This window comes from Streptomyces sp. NPDC033165, assembly GCF_055577965.1.
The window spans coordinates 40,311-56,957 of record NZ_JBVIPK010000016.1; the positions used below are offsets into that span (position 1 = coordinate 40,311).

The following is a 16,647-nucleotide window of genomic DNA, read 5'->3' on the forward strand; positions in this document are numbered from 1 at the left end:
GATACTCTACAGCCCTGTAGATTACCTACCGACGCAGATCGCACGAGAGAAAGCAGCAGCCATGTTGGGGTTCGGCGAGCTCACCCTTCTTCTTCTCGTGATCGTGGTGGTCCTGAGCATCAAAAGGCTGCCGGACCTGATGCGTTCGGCCGGCAAGGCCGCACGCATCCTCAAGAGCGAGAAGCGGGCCCTCAAGGAGCAGGACGCCCCGTACACCGACCCGCAGAACGTCCCGCAGGCCGGGGCCGCGCCCGGTGGGGCGGCCCCGGACGACGACGCCCGGCCGTCCCCTCGCGTGATCCGCGGGGAGGCGACCGAGCGCAAGGACCTGTAGCCGCTCGCGGCCCGGGCCGCGAGCGGTCTCTCAGGCGGCCGTCGGCGGGTGCAGCAGGCGGGCGAGGAGATCGTCCAGGCTGACCAGTCCGGTGAGCCTGCCCTCCGCGTCGCGGACCACGGCGATCGTGGCGCGCCGATCGCGCAGCTGCTCCACGGCGTGGGCGGCGGTCTCCTCCGGGGCCAGCTCCGGGACCGGGCGGGCCAGGTCGCGGGCGAGGACGGCCCGGCCGCCGGCGCGGGCGACCAGGGCGTCGCGGGCGTGCACCGATCCGAGGACCTGTTCCCCGTCCCGTACCAGCAGGCGGGTGCGGTCGGCCTCGGCCGCGGTGGCCAGGATCCGGTCGAGTCCGGCGTCCGCGGGGACGGTCGCGATCCGTTCGGCGGGGATCTGGAGGGTGGACACCGGGGCCTGCGGCTCGGTCAGGGACCGGGTCATCAGGCCGGAGTCGCCCTTGCTGATCAGCCCGAGCCGCTCCGACTCCTCGATGAGGTGGGTGAGCTGGTCCCGGTTGTGCACCGAGGTCAGTTCGTCGCGCGGGGTCACCTTGCAGAGCCGTACCAGGGCGTTGCTGATCGCGTTCAGCAGCCGGATCAGCGGGCGTACGGCGTTGACCAGGGCGCGGAAGGGCGGGCTCAGCAGCATCGCGGAGCGCTCCGGGTGGGCGATGGCCCAGGACTTGGGTGCCATTTCGCCGACGACCATGTGCAGGAAGACGACGACCGTCATCGCCAGCGCGAAGGCGATGCCGTAGCTGAGGGCCGCGGGCAGTCCGAGCCGCTCCAGCAGCGGGTCCAGCTCGTGCGAGATCGCGGGCTTGGACACGGAGCCGAGGCCCAGGGTGCAGATGGTGATGCCGAGCTGGGCGCCCGCGAGCATCAGGGACAGCTCGCGCATTCCGGCGAGCGCCGCCTTCGCCCCGCGCTGCCCGCGGGCGGCGGCCTGTTCCATGCGGTGGCGCTTGGAGGCGACCAGGGCGAATTCGGCGGCGACGAAGAATCCGCTGCCGATCAGCAGCAGGACGGTCACGAAGAGGGCCAGGGGGAAACTCATGCCTGCGGCTCCTGTTCGGTGCGTCCGGTGCCTTGGGTGCTTTCGATGCGCACGTACTCGGCGACATGCCGGTCGAGCGTACGGACCTCGATCCGGGCGCTGCCGGTGGTGAGCCGGTCCCCCACCGTCGGGAAGCGGCCGAGCCGGTCGATGATCAGTCCGGCCAGGGTGTCGTAGTCGTCGCTCTCCTGGGGCAGTTCGACGCCGGTGGCCTCCTGGATCTCGTCGGGACGGCGCCCCGCGTCGACGATCCAGCCGGTCCCGTCGGCCACCGCGAGTTCGACGACGGTGTCGCTCTCGTCCGCGATGTCCCCGACGAGCTCCTCGGCGATGTCCTCGTAGGTGACGATCCCGGCGAGGCCGCCGTGCTCGTCCAGGACGACGGCGAACTCGTCGTCACGCTCCCGCATCTGCGCGACGGCCGCGGGGAGTCTCAGAAGCTCGGGCAGCAGGAGGGGGCGGCGGGCCAGGGTGCCCACGGTGGTGCGGCCGACCTCGGCGGTCGAGAGGCGCATCAGCTCCCGTACGCCCAGGACTCCGGCGGGGTCGTCGGGGTGGTCCCCGAGCACGGGGTAGTTGGAGTGCCCGTGGCGGGCGATCAGCTCGACGGCCTCGGCGGCCATGGCGTCCCGGCGGACGAAGGCGACATCGGCGCGCGGGATCATCACCTCGCCGAGGGTGCGCTCGGAGAACTCCAGGGCGTGGTCCATCAGCTCGGCGGTCGCGGCGGGCAGCTGGCCCTGCTCGTGGGATTCGCCGATCAGATGGCCGAGCTCCTCCAGGGTGGCGCCGTGGTGGAGCTCCTCGACGGGTTCGATGCCGATCCGGCGCAGCAGCCGGTTGGCGGCGCTGTCGAAGACGCGGATCACCGGGCCGACGGCTCGGAGGTAGATCAGGGTGGAGGCGGCCAGGGACTTCGCCATCCGCTCGGGGATGGCGAGGGCGAGGTTCTTCGGGGCGAGTTCGCCCAGGACCATCTGGATGACGGTCGCCACCACGAAGGAGAGCGCCACGGAGATGCCCGACACCACTCCGTCGGGCACACCTGTGCCGCTCAGGGCGGGCCGCAGCAGGGTGGAGACGGACGGTTCGGCGAGGAAGCCGACGATCAGCCCCGTGACGGTGATGCCGAGCTGCGCGCCGGACAGCATGAACGAGAGTCGTTCCAGGACGTTCACGGCGCGGGCGGCCCGCTTGTCACCGGCCGCGGCCTCCCGGGAGAGGGTGAGGCGGTCGGCGGAGACGTAGGCGAACTCCTGGGCGACGAAGTAGCCGGTCCCGGCGGTGAGGACGAAGACGGCCAGGAGGCCGAGCAGCGCGGCGGTCATCGGGCACTCGCCCCACAGGAGCGGTGGCCCACCCGGTCCGGGGCCGCGGCGGCGGATCGGGTGCGGTGGAAGTCAGGCCCCGGAGGGCGGAGGTCAGGCCCCGAAGGGCCCGGACTGGCATACAACGCGTGGCTCCTGTCCGGCTGGGGGTCCAGCCCATGTCTGGAGGGGCAGCGCCCGCTCCGCCGCTGCCGGTGCGTTTCCGGCGGCGCCCACGATCGGGACCGCGGCCCACGAACTCTACAGCGGAGTAGACCGGGATCGGGGCGGCCTCCGTGGCGAGAACCTTTCGGTGCCGGGCACGGCCGGGAACTGACCGGCCGCCCTCCGCGGTTGTGCTGTCGGCCCCGACCGGGGCCACCCGCCGTCAAGGCGGGGCGACAAGCTCCCAGGAGGCAGCAGTGGCCCAGATCGACCTGGACAAGGTGCTCGACAAGGCTTACGCGGACAAGGACCTCAGCACGATTCTGGCGGCCCCGGTCTCGGCGCTGAAGGGCGTCTCGGACCGCGACGGCGAGCTGCTCCAGGAGGCGTTCAACGTCAAGACGGTGGCAGATCTGGCCAACCTGAAGTACGCCCGCTGGGCCCAGGCCCTCGCCGCGCTCGACGCCGGCCGGGCCTGACGTGCTCCGGTGCGGCCCGCCGGGCTCCTCCGGCGGGCCGCACCGCGCCCCCCTACAGAGGTGTCGCCGCTTCCAGGACGAGGAACAGCGCCACGGCCGCGTTGAGCGCCGACAGGGCCGAGACGGTCGTCCCGGCCGCGGCGACGAAGGCGGCGGCCCCGGCCGGGGTGAGGGCGGGCGGCCATCCCCGGTCCGGCGGCACGGGACCGAGGAGCGCGGCCACCCGGCGGGGCACCGGTCCCGTCGCGGCGAACGCGGCGAAGGCCGGGCGGCCGGGGGCCGGGCGGGAGACGAGCGCCGCCTTGCCGACCGCGCGAGCGGTCAGTCTGCGGTCGCCCGTGACCCGGGCCGCCTCCTCGTCCGCCCAGCGCTCCGTGCTGTAGACCAGGGCCGCGATCAGGGGCCGCAGGAGGGGGTTGACGCATCCCGCCAGCCGGGTCGCGAGCAGCAGCCGGTGGTGACGCCCCGCCAGGTGGGCCTGCTCGTGGGCGAACAGCGCCCGGCGCTCCGCCGGGTCCAGGGAGGCGAGCATCGCGGTGGAGACCAGCACCCGCCCCGGGGAACCGGGGAGCGCGTAGGCGTACGGCACGTCATCGGGGAGCACAGCGAGGTCACCGCCCGGCAGACCGGCCAGCGCCCGGTGCGCCCGGGCCCGGAAGAGGTAGTGGCGGTGGACGGTGAAACCGCAGGACACGGCTACCGCGACGAGCGCGACGATGGCGGCCTTGCCCGCGAACGCGTCGTGGGGCACGGCGTCGCGGACCTCGTCGTCGGACCAGCCGTCGGGCAGCGGATTGCCGGGCAGCTGGGCCGTGCCGACGACCACCAGCAGCCCGAGGCAGACCAGGCTGCACGAGGCGAGGATCACGGCGGCGGTGGCCAGCAGCCGCGCGGCCCTGCGGGGGTGGAGGTGCTGTTCGGCGAGCCGCGCGATCGGCAGGGCGGTCAGCGGGAGAACGAGAGGCAGGAAGACGAAGACGCCCATCGTCAGCGCTCCGGCCTGTCCGTGGGCTCATGCGGGTGGCCGGGACCGCTCTCCGCGAGCAGGGACCGCAGCAGCTCCTCGTCGTGGGAGGACAGGACGGAGACGAAGCTGGAGAGCACCGCGTCGCGGTCGCTCTGCTTGTCGAGCAGTCGGCGCATGCGCAGCGCGGCGAGGCCCGCCTCGTTCGCCACGGGCTGCCACAGGACGGGGCGTTTGGGCCCGGTGCGGGTGACGGCCTGCTTGGCGTGCAGCCGGGTGAGGATGGTGATGACGGTGCTGTACGAGAGGCCGCCGCCGAGCCGTTCCAGCACCCAGGCCGCGTTCACCGGCTCGCCGGCCTCGCCCAGCACCGACAGCACCTGGGCCTCCAGCTCGCCCTGGCCCCGTCTGCGGACAGGCACTTCCCGCTCGCCACCGGCTCCTTCGGCTTCCACGGCCCGACCCCCTGTTTCCGTCCGGCCCGGTTCCGGCCGTTCACCGGCCGGGCATCGGGAAATCGTATCCAGCCACCGGGAGGAGCGGCCACCGGCCGGGAGCGGCGGGAATCGTCCGTCTTCCGGCACGGCAAATCTACAGTGCTGTAGATTTGACCACCCGTCACCGTACAAGGGAGAACATCATGGGCGTGAGTCTGGCCAAGGGCGGAAATGTCTCGCTGAGCAAGGAAGCCCCCGGTCTGACCGCGATCCTCGTCGGTCTCGGCTGGGACGTCCGCACCACGACCGGCACCGACTACGACCTGGACGCGAGCGCGCTGCTCTGCGACGAGGCGGGCAAGGTCCTGTCGAACGAGCACTTCATCTTCTACAACAACCTGAAGAGCCCCGACGGCTCGGTCGAGCACACCGGGGACAACCTCACCGGTGAGGGCGAGGGCGACGACGAGATCGTCAAGGTCGACCTCTCCGCGGTGCCCGCGACCGTCGCGAAGATCGTGTTCCCGGTCTCCATCCACGAGGCGGAGGGCCGCGGGCAGAGCTTCGGCCAGGTCCGCAACGCCTACATTCGCGTGGTGAACCAGGCGGGCGGCGCGGAGATCGCCCGCTACGACCTCAGCGAGGACGCCTCCACCGAGACCGCCATGGTCTTCGGCGAGCTGTACCGGCACGGCGCGGAGTGGAAGTTCCGTGCGGTCGGGCAGGGTTACGCCTCCGGGCTCAGCGGCATCGTCGCCGACTTCGGCGTCAGTCTCTGAGCCGCCGGGCTCCGGACACGCACACCACACGAAGTCCAGCAACACAGGCATCAGCACCAGGCACCGAAGGCGGAACCATGACGATCAACCTCACCAAGGGCCAGCAGGTCAGTCTCACCAAGTCCGGAGGCGGCGAACTCGGCGTCGTACGGATGGGGCTGGGCTGGAAGTCCGCTCCCCGCAAGGGGTTCCTGGCCCGGCTGACCGCCCGCGACATCGATCTGGACGCCTCGGCGGTGCTCTTCGCGGACGGTCAGCCGCAGGACGTGGTCTTCTTCCAGCACCTGACCAGCGATGACGGTTCGGTCCAGCACACCGGGGACAACCGGGTCGGCGGAGCGGGTGAGGGCGGCGACGACGAGTCCATCGTCGTCGACCTGCGGCGTGTGCCCGCCCATGTGGACCAGATCGTCTTCACGGTGAACTCGTTCACCGGCCAGACCTTCGAGGAGGTCGAGGCCGCCTTCTGCCGGCTGGTCGACGAGAGCAACGGGCAGGAGCTGGCCCGCTACACCCTGACCGGGGGCGGACGGCACACCGCGCAGATCATGGCCAAGGTCCAGCGGGCGGGCGCGGGCTGGCAGATGACCGCCATCGGCGCGGCGGCGGACGGGCGCACGTTCCAGGACCTCATGCCCGCGGTCGCACAGCACCTGTAGTTCCACCGGCTTCACCGCGCCGGCCCGGAGGGCACCCACCGGGCCGGCGCACCGCTGTACAGCGACGTATCGATGTATCGACTGAGGGACAGTATGCGCAGGCCTTCCCGGTCCGGGGACTTCGAGGACGAGGACAGATCCGACTGCACGCGCGCGCTCGACGAGGTCATCGACTGCCCCGAGATCCAGCAGCTGCTCGAACGGTCGGGAGTGCCCGTCGGCCGACTGCGCGCCCTGGCGCTGGAGGCCGCCCCTTGCACGGCCGCCGCCGCGGACACCGAGTACCGCCGCTACGCGGCCCTGCGGCGGGAGGCCCTGGGCGCCCGGCAGGGCGTCGGGGCGGCGCCGCTGTCCGGGCCGGGCGACCAGGAGCGGCCGGGGGCCGGGGTGCTGGCGGTGCTCGGGGTCCTGACGCCGGTGCTCGCCGCCGTCGCCGCGGCCACGTTCCTGCTCCTCGGTTACGCGCTGCGCTTCGCCGAGAGCCTGCCCGCGCTGTCCGACACCCTCGTCGGCGTCGGCTGGATCAGCCTTTCGGTCGCGGCGGCCGCCTCTCTGATCAGCATCGTCGCCCTCTACCGCACGGCGGCGAGGCAGTCGGCGGAGGGGCCGTCGGCCGCTCCCGTCCGGGCGGACGCCCTGGACCGTGCCCGCGAAGCCTGGCTGGACGCCCTGCGGGACAAAGGCATCCGGCCGTTCCTCGTCGCGAAGTTGACCGAGGCGGCCCACTCCCCGTACCTCCCCGACACCCGCCGCTGACCGGTCGCGTCAGGAGACGGCGACCGCCACATCGGCGGGTGCTCCGGCACCCGGTGTGCGCGAGCCGCGGCGGGCCGCCTCGACCAGGGCCGTCATGACCCGGGTGTCCTCGCCCATCTCGGGGTGCCACTGGACGCCGAGCACCAGGCTTTCGTGGCCGGGGAGCTCCAGGGCCTCCACCGTTCCGTCCGGCGCGTGGGCGGAGGGGGCCAGGCCCGCGCCCAGGCGGTCGACCGCCTGGTGGTGGTACGCGGGCACCACGGCCGTCTCCGGTACGGCGTCCGCGTACGCCGTACCGGGTACCGGGGTCACCGGGTGGCGGCCGAAGACGCCGGGGCCGCCGGTGTGGTGGTCGAGGTGCTGGTGCAGGGTGCCGCCGCGGGCGACGTTCAGCAGCTGCATCCCGCGGCAGATGCCGAGCAGCGGGATGCGCTGCTCGATCGCGGCCCCGATCAGGGCCAGTTCCCAGGCGTCGCGTTCGCGGGCCGGGGGGCCTGTACGGGGGTCGGGGATCGCGCCGTAGCGGGCCGGTTCGACGTCCGCGCCGCCCGCGATGACCAGTCCGTCCAGGGCCGCGACGGTCTCCCGGGCCGCGTCCGCCGCGTCATCGGGCGGGAGCAGGACCGCGAGGCCGCCCGCCGCCCGGACGAGACGCGGATAAGCGGCGGGCAGCAGCACCGCGGGCATCTCCCACACACCCCAGCGGGCCGGGTCCTGGTAGGTGCTGATGCCGATGACGGGCCGGGACATGGAACGTACTCCTTCAGGTCGGGGGGATCGTGTCGACGGCCGCAGGGTGCGGACGGGTTCAGTGGCGGGCGAGTTCCGCCTCGGCCGCCGCGAGGGCGGCGAACTCCTCCTCCGGGGCTCCGGCGACCAGGCGGTGGCGGCTGTAGAAGGCGAAGTAGGCGAGCGCCACCGCATACACACCGAGCGCGATGAAGGCCGCGTCGCGGTCCACCAGGAAGGTCGCCACCAGCGCCGAGCATGCCAGAACGAAGGCGACCGAGGAGGTGAGCGCGCCGCCGGGGGTGCGGTAGGGGCGCGGCAGGCCGGGTTCGCGGCGGCGCAGCACGATGTGGGAGAGGGCCATGAGGGCGTAGCTGATGGTGGCGCCGAAGACGGCGACGTTCAGCATCCGGCCGCCGTTGCCGCTCCAGGCGGCGAGCGTGAACCCGATGACGCCGGGGATCAGCAGCCCGAGGTAGGGGGACTTGCGGTGGTTGGTCAGGGAGAGGAACCGGGGGAGGTAGCCCGCCCGGGAGAGGGCGAACAGCTGACGGGAGCCCGCGAAGATCAGGGAGAAGAAGGAGGCGACCAGGCCCGCGAGGCCCGCGTAGTTGACGAAGCGGCTCAGGACGGTCGGCTCGCCGCTGCCCTGGAGCGCGACCACCAGCGGGTTCCCGGCCTCCTTGATGGCGTTGGCGCCCTGGGCGCCGGTGGCTGAGACGAAGGTGATGAGGGCGAGGAAGACCAGCACGGCGAGCGAGATGGCCAGAGCCTTCGGCATCGAGCGGACCGGGTCCTTGGCCTCCTCGGCGGCGAGCGGCACGCCCTCCACGCCGAGGAAGAACCACATGCCGAAGGGGAAGGCGGCCCAGATGCCGAGGAGTCCGTACGGCAGCCACGAGGAGGAGCCGAAGGCGGAGGCGTCCGCCGGGATGTCGTTGAGGCGGCCCGCGTCGAACTCGGTGAACGCGCCGACGGCGAAGATGAGGAGGGCCGCCACCGCGATGGCGGTCACCACCAGGCTGAAGCGCAGCGCCTCGCCGACGCCCCAGAGGTGGATGCCGATGAAGATCGCGAAACAGGCGAGGTAGACGGGCCAGCCGGAGGTGAGCCCGAACAGGCCGAGCGACTCGACGTAGTCGCCGATGAAGAGGGAGATGGCGGCCGGGGCGAGGATGTACTCGATGAGGATGGCCGTACCGGTGAGGAAGCCGCCCCAGGTGCCGAGCGCACGCCGGGCGAATCCGTAACCGCCGCCCGCCGTGGGGAGGATGGCGGAGAGTTCGGCCAGGGCGAAGACGAGGCAGGCGTACATGACGCCCATGAGGAGTGTGGCGACGGCGAGTCCGCCGAAGCCGCCCTTGGAGAGGCCGATGTTCCAGCCGGAGAAATCGCCGGAGACGACATAGGCGACGCCGAGCCCGGTCAGCAGCAGCCATCCGGCGCTGCCCCGGCGCAGGGTCCGGCGGTGGAGATACGCGGTGGTGCCGGAGGCGTCGGCCGTTCCCGTACGCGCGCCGCCGGGTGGACCGGCGGGTGTTTCGGTTTCCTGAGCCATCAGGTGCTCCAGATGTGTGTCGACTTCACCGGTGGAACTGCGTCGATCAAAGGTTCGCCGGCACACCTTTGTAGAACATCGGGACGCATGGCAAGGGGCGTGCGTTAAAGAGCGGTTACGGATTCGCTTCCCGGGTCTCAGGCCAGGAAGCCTCGCAGCAGCGCCGCCGTACCGCCGCAGTGTTCGCGCATCATCTCGCGGGCCGCCTCCGCGTCCCGGTCGAGCACCGCCTCGACGACGGCCGCGTGCTGCTGCTGGGAGTGCTCCAGGTTGCGCACCAGCAGGGGGATGCAGTCGAGCAGTTCGTTGAGGGTCGCCCGGACGGAGGCGTACCGGGCCGCGAGCGAGCGGGAGCCGGAGAGCTCGGCGAGGGTGAGGTGGAGCAGGGTGTCCTGGCGGCGGTAGTCCTCCAGCCGGGCGCCCTGGGTGGCTTCGAGGGCCGCCCGCAGCCGGGCGGCCCCGTCCGTCGCGAGGCCGTCGGCGCAGAGCCCGGCGGCCCCGGTCTCCAGCACCTCGCGGAAGCGCAGGGTGTCCTCCACGTCGACGGCCGCCACCCGGCGCCGCAGTTCGTCGCTGCCGTCGGCGGCACTGGTGCGCGGCAGGACGAACGTCCCGCCGTAGCGGCCGCGCCGGCTCTCCACCATGCCCTGGTCCTGGAGGACCTTGAGCACCTCGCGCAGGGTCACCCGGCTGACGCCCAGGTGCTGGGCGAGTTCGCGCTCGGCGGGCAGCCGGTCGCCGGGCGGGACGAGGCCGAGGCGGAGCAGTTGCAGGACCTGCTCAAGGGTCTCCTCGAAGCCGTTGCCCGCGCGCACGGGCCGCAGGACGGAGGCCAGCGGGCCGGGGCCGCCCTCCGCCGCTCCCCCGCCCGCCACCAGGCCGCCGGCCCCGGGAGCGCCCTCCCCGGCCGCCGGACGGGTGTCGTCGGTTCTCCTTCTGGTGACCACTGGCGAATCCCCTTCCCAAGCAATGGTTCTCTGTCATACCTTATGGCTCCCGGTTCCCCCAAGGAGGCATCCCGTGGCAGACCGCACACCCCCGCTCGGCGTCGACGAGCTCCGCTCACGCGTCGCGGACGGGTCGATAGACACCGTGGTGCTGGCCTTCCCCGACATGCAGGGGCGGCTTCAGGGGAAGCGGTTCGCGGCCGGGTTCTTCCTGGACGAGGTGCTGGAGCACGGTACCGAGGGCTGCAACTACCTGCTGGCCGTGGACACCGAGATGCGGACCGTCGACGGCTATGCGATGTCCTCGTGGGAGAACGGCTACGGCGACTTCGGCATGGTCCCGGACACCGCCACCCTGCGCCCCGTCCCCTGGCACGAGGGCACGGCCCTGCTGATCGCTGATCTCGCCTGGCACGACGGCAGCCCGGTCGTGGCCGCGCCGCGCCAGATCCTGCGCCGCCAGCTCGACCGCCTCGCGGAGCTCGGCTACACGGCGCAGGTCGGCACGGAGCTGGAGTTCATCGTCTTCCGGGACAGTTACGAGGAGGCCTGGGACCGCGACTACCGCGGGCTGACCCCGGCCAACCAGTACAACATCGACTACTCGATCCTCGGCACCGGCCGCATCGAGCCGCTGCTGCGCCGCATCCGCAACGAGATGCAGGAGGCCGGACTGACCGTCGAGTCCGCCAAGGGCGAGTGCAATCCGGGCCAGCACGAGATCGTCTTCCGCTATGACGAGGCGCTGACCACCTGCGACCAGCACGCCGTCTACAAGACGGGCGCCAAGGAGATCGCGGCCCAGGAAGGCGTGTCGCTGACCTTCATGGCCAAGTACGACGAGCGCGAGGGCAACTCCTGCCACATCCACCTCTCGCTCACCGACGAGAACGGCGAGAACGCGATGGCGGGGGACGGTCCGGACGGCATGTCGGAACTGATGCGCCACTTCCTGGCCGGTCAGCTGGCCGCCCTGCGGGACTTCTCCCTCCTCTACGCGCCCAACATCAACTCCTACAAACGCTTCCAGCCCGGCTCCTTCGCCCCCACCGCCGTCGCCTGGGGCGTCGACAACCGCACCTGCGCCCTGCGGGTCGTCGGCCACGGGCGCTCGACGCGCTTCGAGAACCGGCTGCCCGGCGGCGACGTCAACCCGCACCTCGCGGTGGCCGGACTGGTCGCCGCCGGTCTGTACGGGGTCCAGCACCGGCTGCCGCTGCCCGAGGCCTGCACGGGCAACGCGTACACCGGGGACTACGACCAGGTGCCGACGACCCTGCGCGAGGCGGCCGAGCTGTGGGAGGCCAGCCCCATCGCCAAGGAGGCGTTCGGCGAGGAGGTCGTGGCGCACTACCTCAACATGGCCCGCGTCGAACTCGCCGCGTACGACGCGGCGGTGACCGACTGGGAGCTGCGCCGCTCCTTCGAACGCCTCTGACCCGCCCGCCGCCACGACCACTCCCGATCGAGGTCCGTACGTGTCCCAGCCCACCCTGGATGTCCTCAACCCGGCGACCGCCGAGGTCATCGCCACCGTCCCCGCCGCCTCCGCCGCCGACGTGGACGCGGCCGTCACCCGCGCCGCCGCTGCCCAGCGCCCCTGGGCGGCCGCCGCGCCCGCCGACCGGGCCCGGCTGCTGCGCCGCTTCGCCGCCGTCGTCGACGAACACATCGAGGAACTGGCCCGGTTGGAGGTCCGCGAGGCGGGCCACACCATCGGCAACGCCCGCTGGGAGGCGGGCAACGTCCGCGATCTCCTCGACTACAGCGCGGGCGGGGCGGAGCGGCTGCTCGGCCGGCAGATCCCGGTGGCGGGCGGCATCGACTTCACGGTCCTGGAGCCGCTGGGCGTCGTCGGCGTCATCGCCCCGTGGAACTTCCCGATGCCGATCGCCGCCTGGGGTCTGGCCCCGGCGCTCGCCGCGGGCAACGCCGTCCTCCTCAAGCCCGCCGAGACCACCCCGCTCACCGCTCTCCGGCTGGCCGAACTCGCCCTGGAGGCAGGCCTTCCCGAGGGTCTCTTCCAGGTGCTGCCCGGCGAGGGGCCGGTGGCCGGGAGCGCCCTGGTCGAGCACCCCGGCGTCGCGAAGATCGTCTTCACCGGCTCCACCCGGACCGGGAAGCACATCATGACCCGGTGCGCCGAGCGCGTGAAGCGGCTCACCCTGGAGCTGGGCGGCAAGAGTCCCAACGTCGTCTTCGCGGACGCCGACGTGGCGGCCGCGGCGGCCGCCGCCCCCATGTCCTTCCTGGACAACGCGGGCCAGGACTGCTGTGCCCGCACCCGCATCCTGGTCGAGCGGTCCGTGTACGACCGCTTCCTCGACCTGCTCGTCCCCGCCATGGCCGCCGTCGTGGTGGGCGACCCGGCCGACGAGAGGACCCGGATGGGCCCGCTGATCTCGGCCCTCCAGCGGGACCGGGTGGCGGGGTTCGTCGACGGCGGCCGGGGCGCCGACGGCGTACGGGCCTTCCTCGGCAAGGCGCCCGAGGGGCCCGGGTTCTGGTATCCGCCGACCGTCCTCGCCGGGGTCTCGCCCGATGCGCCGGTGGCCGTCGAGGAGGTCTTCGGGCCGGTCGCGGTGGTCCTGCCGTTCGAGGACGAACAGGACGCCGTGCGCCTCGCCAACGCCACCGACTACGGGCTGGCGGGCTCGGTCTGGACCCGGGACATCGGCCGCGCGCTCCGCGTCGGCCAGGCTCTGCGGGCGGGCAACCTGTCCGTCAACTCGCATTCCAGCGTGCGCTATTCGACCCCCTTCGGCGGTTTCAAGCAGTCGGGTCTGGGCCGTGAGCTCGGCCCCGACGCCCTGGCCGCCTTCACCGAAACCAAGAACGTCTTCATCAGCACGGAGGCCTGAGCACCATGACCGACACGTCTTCTGTCTGCCGCCGCCTGGTCGGCCGCACCGCCGTCGTGACCGGAGCCGGCAGCGGCATCGGACTGGCCACCGTGCGGCGACTGGCCGCCGAGGGCGCCCATGTGGTCTGCGCCGATGTGGACGAGGAGCGGGGCAAGGCCGCCGCCGAGGAGGCCGCCGGGCTCTTCGTCCGTACGGACGTCACCGACGCCGAGCAGGTGGACGCCCTGTTCAAGGCGGCGTTCGACACCTACGGCTCGGTGGACATCGCGTTCAACAACGCGGGGATCTCCCCGCCGGAGGACGACTCGATCCTGGAGACCGGCCTTGAGGCCTGGCGGCGGGTGCAGGAGGTCAACCTGACGTCCGTCTACCTCTGCTGCAAGGCGGCCATCCCCTACATGCGGACCCAGGGCAGGGGTTCCATCATCAACACGGCCTCGTTCGTGGCCCGGATGGGCGCGGCCACCTCGCAGATCTCGTACACCGCGTCCAAGGGCGGGGTGCTGGCGATGTCGCGCGAGCTGGGGGTGCAGTTCGCGCGCGACGGCATCCGCGTCAACGCGCTCTGCCCGGGGCCGGTCAACACCCCGCTGCTCCAGGAGCTGTTCGCCAAGGACCCGGAGCGGGCCGCGCGGCGTCTTGTGCACATCCCGGTGGGCCGGTTCGCCGAGCCGACCGAGATCGCCGCCGCTGTCGCCTTCCTGGCGAGCGACGACTCCTCGTTCGTGAACGCCACGGACTTCCTGGTCGACGGGGGGATCGCCGGGGCGTACGTCACCCCGGTCTGAGCCCAGGTCCGAGCCCCCGCGTCCGGGACCGCCGCGGTCCCGGACGCGGGGGCCGCGGCGGTCGCGGCCTCAGCCCTGGACGGGCGCCAGGTCGCCGCGCAGCCGCCGGGAGCGGAGCACGAGGAGCATCTCGAAGCGCTGGTCCGGTTCGTCGATCGCGTCGCCCCACAGCTCACGGATCTGCCGGAGCCGGTAGCGGGCCGTCTGGGGGTGGATGCCGAGCCGGGTGGCCACCTCGGGTGCGCCGCCGGGGGTCTCGATCCAGGCGAGCAGGGTCTCGGCCAGGCGCCGGGTCTGGGTCGGGCTGAGGCCGTCCAGCGGGGCGAGGCAGCGGCGGGCGGACGCGTCGGTCAGCTCCTGGGCGGGCAGCAGCACCAGTTCCTCCGTCCGCTCGGTGCAGTACAGCACCTCGCCCTGCGGCAGCAGGTCCTTCTTGATCAGCTGGACCGCCGTCTCCGCCCAGCGCAACGACGTCGCCGCGGACGCCAGCGGGACCGGCGGTCCGATCGCCCCGGACCAGCCGGCCGTGGCCCGTCGCAGGGTCTCCGCGCGGCCCGCCGTGTCCGGGTCCGGGATGACGATGCGCGGCTGCTCGCTCTCCATCTCCAGCAGGATGCCCTGGCCGACCGCCGGGGCCACCGCTTCCCGGGCGGGGCGGATGAGGACGCCCACCGCGATCGTCTCGGGAAGCTCCCAGCCGATCCGGGCGGCCCGCTCGGCCAGGGTCCGGGTCGATTCGGCCCGGTGCTCCATGAGCAGCATCTCGATCAGCTGGCGCTGGAGGCGGAGGCGTTCGCTGGCGCGCCGGGCCGCCGCCTCGGCGTAGCCCCGTACCGACTGTTCCACGAGTCCGTCCAGATACTCGAATCCCGATTCGGCGAGCTCGTACATGGCGGGTGCGGCGATGTCGATCTGCTGTCCGATCTCGGCGAACCTGCGCCAGGTGAGCCTCACACCGAGGCGGTAGATGGCCTGGAGCGAGTCGAGGCTGCGGCCCTCAAGCCCTTCGCCCCGCCCGAACTCCTGGAACATCTCCGGCGGCACCCGGGGGTGGGCGCCGGAGGTGAGGTTGTGGACGAAGCCCTCGATGGCGCGGCGGATGCCGACCAGGGCCAGGGGCTCCCCGGACTCGTCCTCGACCAGGTGGAGATAGGGGTAGTCCCTGCGGATCGCGTGCAGGATCGTCTGGGCGAGTTCCGGGGCCTCGGACAGGGCGATGGCGGCGAACCGGTCCAGTTTCGGCCGGGGCACCTCCTGCCAGGCCGTGCGCGTCATGGGGCGGCCGGTGCGGTGTCGTAGCTGATCAGCGGTGTATTGGGCTGGTCGGGGGTGGCGTCGAGCAGTGCCACGACACCGACCGCCGCACCTACGGCGAGCGTCGCGGCCGCCAGGACGGTGACAAGAGCGGCGATGAGTCTGCGCATAGTCGGGTCAGCTCCTTGCTGGAGGCAATCCCCACCCCGTGAGCCGGGCCCCTCCGGCTGGCACACAGTGTCGACAGGTCATTGACATCCGTCAAGGCCTTGCCTACCGTTCACGCCAATCAAGGGCTGACCGGCCCGGGGCCCGTGCACCTCCGCGAAGAGATTCGACCCAGGAGTGCCCGGATGCGCCGCAATACTTCACCCCTCTCGCTCGTCCTGCTGGGGGCGGGGGTCTTCCTTCTCGTGCTCGCTCCGCTGCTCGTCTGGTACGTCCAGCCGCAGGCCAAGCGCACCCCCATCGACATCGACACCACCACCGTCTTCACCGGGACCGGCAGCTTCTTCGACACCGGCGAGGTGGAGACGGTCGACGGCGAGACGATCACGATCACCCGGCAGGTGCGCGGGGACGTGGCCGACAGCGAGAAGAGCGGCAACGCCGTCTGGGACGTGTCCACCTCCGTGGACCACGACGGGACACTGCCCGCCGCCGATCCCCGCGACGCCCTCCAGTGGACGCTGGAACGCTGGGTGACCGACCGGACGACGAACGAGCCGGTGCACTGCTGCGAGGAGTCCCCGACATTCGACGGGGAGGCGTACCTGAAGTTTCCCTTCGACGTCGAGAAGCGCGCCTACCGCTGGTGGGACAGCACGCTCGGCGGGGTCGTGCGGCTCTCCTACGCGGGTGAGCAGGAGGTCCAGGGCTATTCGGGCTACCTCTTCAAGGGCCGGGTCGAGCCCACCAGGACCGGGGTGCGCCAGGTGCCCGGCGTGCTCGTGGGCCGGAAGAAGACGCCCCAGGTGCTGGCCGAGGAGTGGTATTCGAACAGCGGCATCGAGCTGGTCGTGGACCGGCGCACCGGCCGCATCATCAACGCGGCGATCGGGCCGAGGAAGACGCTGCGCGCACCGGGCTCGAAGAGGGACGCCGTGGTGCTGCTGGAGAGCAAGCGGGTGGAGTTCACCGAGGGGACCCAGAAGAAGCAGGTCGCGCTTGCCTCGGCGGACAGCGACCGGCTGGCGATGCTCGGTGAGACCGTGCCGATCGGGGCGGCCGGGCTCGGGGGCGTACTCACGGCGGCGGGGGTCGTCCTCGTCGTGCGGGGGCGGCGGACGGAGCCGGAAGCCCCGAGCACTCACATGATGACGAGTATGCACACCTGAGTTACTCGCAAGTTGTTGCGCCGGTGAGTAGCCGGTCGGTAACCCGTGCCGAAAACTGTCTATCCCCACCAGAGCACGGCCCCCCGGTCTCGCCCTTCCGTTCCGTCGTTCGCGTTCACCACCCCTTCTTCCCCGCCCTTTCTGGTTCGCCCCTCCCGCTTCTCCCCGTCCTTTCCGCGGTTCCCCTCCCCCCTCGTACCGCTCATCCCCGAGTCCCCGCACCCAGAGCCGAGTTGG

The 16,647-nt window shown here is 72.1% G+C and carries 18 protein-coding genes; 9 read left to right on the plus strand and 9 right to left on the minus strand.

The window, feature by feature from the left end:
• Positions 1-61: 61 nt before the first annotated feature.
• Positions 62-334, plus strand: coding sequence for a twin-arginine translocase TatA/TatE family subunit (locus tag ACZ5WC_RS28750; RefSeq protein WP_468543542.1), 273 nt, complete (start codon positions 62-64; stop codon positions 332-334).
• Between the two features lie 30 nt (positions 335-364).
• On the opposite strand, the gene ACZ5WC_RS28755 is transcribed toward ACZ5WC_RS28750, so the two are convergent.
• Both ACZ5WC_RS28755 and ACZ5WC_RS28760 read right to left on the minus strand, forming a co-directional pair.
• Positions 365-1,387 (minus strand): hemolysin family protein, encoded by a 1,023-nt coding sequence (locus tag ACZ5WC_RS28755; RefSeq protein ID WP_468543543.1) that lies wholly within the window; start codon positions 1,385-1,387, stop codon positions 365-367.
• Entirely contained in the window at positions 1,384-2,715 is a 1,332-nt protein-coding gene (locus ACZ5WC_RS28760) for a hemolysin family protein (RefSeq protein ID WP_468543544.1), read from the minus strand. The genes ACZ5WC_RS28755 and ACZ5WC_RS28760 overlap by 4 nt, the downstream gene beginning before the upstream one ends.
• A 401-nt stretch (positions 2,716-3,116) precedes the next feature.
• Between ACZ5WC_RS28760 and ACZ5WC_RS28765 the strand changes: the two genes are divergently transcribed.
• The gene (locus ACZ5WC_RS28765) at positions 3,117-3,338 is read left to right on the plus strand and encodes a hypothetical protein (protein WP_468543545.1); all 222 of its coding nucleotides are present in this window, start codon (positions 3,117-3,119) and stop codon (positions 3,336-3,338) included.
• Positions 3,339-3,390: 52 nt separating this feature from the next.
• Here ACZ5WC_RS28765 and ACZ5WC_RS28770 read toward each other — a convergent pair whose 3' ends face one another.
• Together ACZ5WC_RS28770 and ACZ5WC_RS28775 are read right to left on the minus strand one after the other, a co-directional pair.
• Positions 3,391-4,323, minus strand: a complete 933-nt coding sequence (locus ACZ5WC_RS28770; protein ID WP_468543546.1) for a M56 family metallopeptidase — start codon at positions 4,321-4,323, stop codon at positions 3,391-3,393.
• A 2-nt stretch (positions 4,324-4,325) separates the two neighbouring features.
• Positions 4,326-4,757, minus strand: a complete 432-nt coding sequence (locus ACZ5WC_RS28775) for a BlaI/MecI/CopY family transcriptional regulator (protein WP_468543547.1) — start codon at positions 4,755-4,757, stop codon at positions 4,326-4,328.
• 185 nt (positions 4,758-4,942) lie between these two features.
• On the opposite strand from ACZ5WC_RS28775, the gene ACZ5WC_RS28780 reads away from it, so the two are divergent.
• The 3 genes from ACZ5WC_RS28780 (at position 4,943) to ACZ5WC_RS28790 (ending at position 6,933) form a co-directional block, all read left to right on the plus strand.
• Positions 4,943-5,518, plus strand: a complete 576-nt coding sequence (locus ACZ5WC_RS28780) for a TerD family protein (protein WP_096628035.1) — start codon at positions 4,943-4,945, stop codon at positions 5,516-5,518.
• A 77-nt stretch (positions 5,519-5,595) separates the two neighbouring features.
• A complete protein-coding gene (locus ACZ5WC_RS28785) occupies positions 5,596-6,177 on the plus strand; it encodes a TerD family protein (protein WP_468543548.1) in 582 nt (193 codons plus the stop codon).
• A 93-nt stretch (positions 6,178-6,270) separates the two neighbouring features.
• Positions 6,271-6,933, plus strand: coding sequence for a hypothetical protein (locus tag ACZ5WC_RS28790; protein WP_468543549.1), 663 nt, complete (start codon positions 6,271-6,273; stop codon positions 6,931-6,933).
• Positions 6,934-6,942: 9 nt separating this feature from the next.
• Here the strand turns inward: ACZ5WC_RS28790 and ACZ5WC_RS28795 are convergent, their stop codons facing one another.
• The 3 genes from ACZ5WC_RS28795 to ACZ5WC_RS28805 all read right to left on the minus strand — a co-directional run bounded on the left by ACZ5WC_RS28795 (position 6,943) and on the right by ACZ5WC_RS28805 (position 10,167).
• Positions 6,943-7,683, minus strand: a complete 741-nt coding sequence (locus tag ACZ5WC_RS28795) for a gamma-glutamyl-gamma-aminobutyrate hydrolase family protein (RefSeq protein WP_468543550.1) — start codon at positions 7,681-7,683, stop codon at positions 6,943-6,945.
• 58 nt (positions 7,684-7,741) lie between these two features.
• On the minus strand, positions 7,742-9,220 hold the full coding sequence (eat, locus tag ACZ5WC_RS28800; protein WP_468543551.1) for an ethanolamine permease: 1,479 nt from the start codon (positions 9,218-9,220) through the stop codon (positions 7,742-7,744).
• Positions 9,221-9,357: 137 nt separating this feature from the next.
• The gene (locus tag ACZ5WC_RS28805; protein WP_468543552.1) at positions 9,358-10,167 is read right to left on the minus strand and encodes a FadR/GntR family transcriptional regulator; all 810 of its coding nucleotides are present in this window, start codon (positions 10,165-10,167) and stop codon (positions 9,358-9,360) included.
• A 73-nt stretch (positions 10,168-10,240) separates the two neighbouring features.
• On the opposite strand from ACZ5WC_RS28805, the gene ACZ5WC_RS28810 reads away from it, so the two are divergent.
• The 3 genes from ACZ5WC_RS28810 to ACZ5WC_RS28820 are packed head-to-tail and all read left to right on the plus strand — an operon-like array spanning position 10,241 to position 13,819.
• Positions 10,241-11,605 (plus strand): glutamine synthetase family protein, encoded by a 1,365-nt coding sequence (locus ACZ5WC_RS28810; protein ID WP_468543553.1) that lies wholly within the window; start codon positions 10,241-10,243, stop codon positions 11,603-11,605.
• A gap of 40 nt (positions 11,606-11,645) precedes the next feature.
• Positions 11,646-13,028 (plus strand): aldehyde dehydrogenase family protein, encoded by a 1,383-nt coding sequence (locus ACZ5WC_RS28815; RefSeq protein WP_468543554.1) that lies wholly within the window; start codon positions 11,646-11,648, stop codon positions 13,026-13,028.
• A 5-nt stretch (positions 13,029-13,033) separates the two neighbouring features.
• Complete coding sequence (locus ACZ5WC_RS28820; RefSeq protein WP_468543555.1) at positions 13,034-13,819, plus strand: 3-oxoacyl-ACP reductase; 786 nt, start codon at positions 13,034-13,036, stop codon at positions 13,817-13,819.
• 69 nt (positions 13,820-13,888) lie between these two features.
• On the opposite strand, the gene ACZ5WC_RS28825 is transcribed toward ACZ5WC_RS28820, so the two are convergent.
• Both ACZ5WC_RS28825 and ACZ5WC_RS28830 read right to left on the minus strand, forming a co-directional pair.
• Entirely contained in the window at positions 13,889-15,094 is a 1,206-nt protein-coding gene (locus ACZ5WC_RS28825; RefSeq protein WP_468543556.1) for a PucR-like N-terminal domain-containing protein, read from the minus strand.
• Positions 15,091-15,243: a hypothetical protein gene (locus ACZ5WC_RS28830; RefSeq protein ID WP_468543557.1), complete on the minus strand. Its 153-nt coding sequence runs from the start codon at positions 15,241-15,243 to the stop codon at positions 15,091-15,093. Before ACZ5WC_RS28830 ends, ACZ5WC_RS28825 begins: the two co-directional genes overlap by 4 nt.
• Positions 15,244-15,426: 183 nt before the next feature.
• Here ACZ5WC_RS28830 and pgfA point away from each other — a divergent pair, with 183 nt between their 5' ends.
• A complete protein-coding gene (gene pgfA, locus ACZ5WC_RS28835) occupies positions 15,427-16,410 on the plus strand; it encodes a cell envelope lipid trafficking protein PgfA (protein ID WP_468543558.1) in 984 nt (327 codons plus the stop codon).
• The last annotated feature ends 237 nt before the right edge of the window (positions 16,411-16,647 follow it).